Here is a 2,356-nt window from a genome sequence, read left to right as displayed (position 1 = left end):
CGTATCCGCCCGCCCAATATTAAACGGCTTATTGGAAAAGGAATATAAACTTATTGAAGACAAGGAATATTATCCATATATAAATGGTAAAAAACATTTTGCACGGGTATTGGTGCAGAAAGTATAATAATGGGCAAAGAAATCATGGAGTACGGACAAGCGGCGTCTAGTATACGGTTTGCGTTGCGGCGCTATGCGCCTCTATGCCTACCGAGAAAGCCTGCCGGAACTTTCCATACACGAGGTTGCCGAGTAATCCACCGCCGGAACTCTGAAAGAAAAGGCTGAATGCTCACTGGACTACCGACCGGGTACCGTAAATCCTGCAAATGATTACACGGTGTGCAGCGGCGCTATCCGCCTGACTGTTGCTTCAATATGCTTCGGAGACAAATCCGCGTCGGCGAGTATTTCGTCCCGCTTCCCCTGCGCAATAAACCGGTCGGGAAAACCGAGCGCCTGCGTCGCAACGTGCGGACAATATTTTTGCACCAGCCGCTCCAAGAACCGCCCGATACCGCCCGTTTTTACGCCGTCTTCGACAAACAGCACCGCCGTGTAGCGTTTCGCCAATTCCAGAAAATATGTTTCATCGACGGGCTTGATAAAGCGCAGGTTGTATATGTCAACTGAAAAGTCCGCGAGCAATTTCTGTGCGGCGTCCAGCGTTTCGGAAAACATGCCGCCCGTACAAACGACTAATACCCGCGTCCGGCGATTATCCGCGCCAGATTCCGGCGCAAACTCCGCCTGAGTCAGCAATACGCCGCGCCCTTCTTCGACGGGCAGCAAGAACGACGGGTGTTCGGCGGGACAGGCGTTTTTCGGATAGCGAAGAGCGACGGGCGCATTTCGCTTTACCGCCCACGAAAGCAGCAAATCCAATTCGCTTGCAGAGGCGGGAGCGACAAAAATCAGATTCGGCACCGGCGACAACAGCGCAATGTCGAAAATCCCTTGATGCGTTTCGCCGTCGTCAGGCACTGCCCCCGCCCTGTCCATAGCAATAACGACCGGAAACGACGCGAGCGCAACGTCGTGAATCACTTGGTCAACCGCCCGTTGCATAAAGGTGGAATATACCGCCGCTATCGGCAGCATTCCGCCCGCAGCAAGCCCTGCGGCAAACGCAAGCGCGTGTTCCTCCGCAATGCCGACGTCGAAAAAGCGGGAAGGGAACCGTTCGGCAAACGCCGTAAGCCCCGTGCCTTTTGCCATAGCCGCCGTAATCGCCACAATACGGGTGTCTTCGGACGCAAGGCGCACAAGTGCGCGGGAAAATGCGTCGGTAAACGAAAGCGTCTGACGGTCGGCTTTTTCCCCGCCAGCCGACGCAATTGCAGGACCCACGCCGTGAAATGCGACTGGGTCTCGTTCTGCAGGCGCATATCCCATTCCCTTCGTGGTTACCACGTGCACCACTACCGGACGCGGCAGTTTCTGCACACGCCTGAACACTTTTTCAAGTTCTTCTATATTGTGCCCGTTTAACGCGCCGACATATTCAAAACCCAAATCGGAGAATAAATTGTTGGTAAACAACAATCCTTTCAGCCCGCGCTTCAAACGAAACATAACCTTTTCAAGGTGCCGGTTAAAAACCGGTAAGCGCTGTATCGTTTGGTCAACCAAAGAACGGAATGTCTGATAATGAGCCGTCATAGTTAAGCGGCTCAGATAACGCGAAAAAGAACCCGTATTGGGGTTTATAGACATTCGGTTATCGTTAACCACCACGATAAGGTTTTTTGCGATTTGCCCCGCATGAGACAGCGCTTCAAACGCCATGCCGCCCGTGAGCGCCCCGTCACCGATAACGGCGACGACTTTGCCCGCTGTGTGCGAAAGGCTTCTTCCTGTCCAAAGCCCCAGTGCCGACGAAATCGACGTTGACGCGTGCCCGCAATCAAAAAAATCGTGCGGGCTTTCTTTTCGCTTAGTAAAACCCGCAATTCCGTTTTTTTTGCGAAGCGTATGAAATTTTGCGTACCGTCCGGTGAGCAGTTTATGTGTGTATGACTGGTGGCTTACGTCCCAGACAATAGCGTCTTCTGGGCTTTCAAACACGCGGTGGAGCGCAATAGTCAGCTCTACCACACCCAGATTACTCGCAAGATGCCCGCCATTCTTTTCCACCACCGATACGATTTCTCCTCGGATTTCTTTGGCAAGCGAAGCAAGCTGGCGCGGCGAGAAGGTTTTTATATCGGCAGGCGAATGAATGTTCTCCAGCAATGGATAAAAACTCCTGATTATGGCTTGCAAGCAGAAAGGGCTTTAGAAGCAGCGTCGTTTTTGACGTGCCTTTTTTTGTTTTGTTCGACAGATAGCCGCAGCTATAGCGGTGGTATTTGCC

At 52.5% G+C, this 2,356-nt stretch carries 1 protein-coding gene; it reads right to left on the bottom strand.

Annotated elements, in window-relative coordinates; all coding sequences use genetic code 11:
- Positions 1-333 precede the first annotated feature (333 nt).
- On the bottom strand, positions 334-2,235 hold the full coding sequence (dxs, locus tag AWU74_RS05055; protein ID WP_059369748.1) for a 1-deoxy-D-xylulose-5-phosphate synthase: 1,902 nt from the start codon (positions 2,233-2,235) through the stop codon (positions 334-336).
- Positions 2,236-2,356 lie beyond the last annotated feature (121 nt).

It is taken from the genome of Treponema endosymbiont of Eucomonympha sp. (assembly GCF_001028545.1).
This window is presented reverse-complemented; position numbering and strand designations above follow the sequence as displayed.